This is a genomic window from Affinundibacterium amnicola, from assembly GCF_014284275.1.
GTDB classification, from domain to species: domain Bacteria; phylum Pseudomonadota; class Gammaproteobacteria; order Burkholderiales; family Burkholderiaceae_D; genus Undibacterium; species Undibacterium amnicola.
On sequence record NZ_JACOFU010000020.1, the window covers coordinates 1 to 631 of the forward strand.

Sequence of the window (631 nt, forward strand, 5' to 3'; positions counted from 1 at the left end):
CGTGCCATGCCAACTACCTTGAGAACCTGTGTGATCGGATATTGCTGCCTTAGTTCATCGACTATTTGCGCTTTCTCTCTTGCGCTAGTTTCTGCTTTGCCTGAACTAAGGCTTGCAACTTTTTTAGGTATGCATTTTCCAGGCGCAAATGATTGAGCTCTTTGAGTAGTGCTTCTTGAGAGAGCGGTGTTGGTTCCTGATCTTTACTTGGCTTAGTGACTGGAGCTGACATAGATCGGGTTCTTCCTTTGCGACGTGGTTGTAGAGCGTCAAGTCCACCTTCGCGATAAAGGCGAATCCATTGCGCAAGAATGCCTGGGTTGCGAATGTTGAAGTGTGCTGCGGCTTGACCATAGGATAGAGCATTGTCCCATATGTGGGTTAGCACAGACAATTTGAACTCGGCACTGTAATGCGTGAATTTCTTTCTGATCCCTTCAATACCGTGCACTCGGTACCAACCAACCCAGCGCCTTATCATATCGCCATCCAAGTTGTATTTCTTACCCAATGAAGCGTACCCCATCGCCCCATCCAAGTACTCTTGCACTACTTTGTATTTGAACTCATCTGTATTTTTAGTCATTAAAAAACCCCAAAAGTTGGCGTCCAACTTTTGGGGTTCAGTTCA

The 631-nt window shown here is 46.1% G+C and carries 1 protein-coding gene; it reads right to left on the reverse strand.

Going from position 1 to position 631, the window contains the following annotated elements; genetic code table 11:
* Window positions 1-61: 61 nt before the first annotated feature.
* Entirely contained in the window at window positions 62-586 is a 525-nt protein-coding gene (locus tag H8K33_RS19640) for a helix-turn-helix domain-containing protein (RefSeq protein WP_186892764.1), read from the reverse strand.
* Between the last annotated feature and the right edge of the window lie 45 nt (window positions 587-631).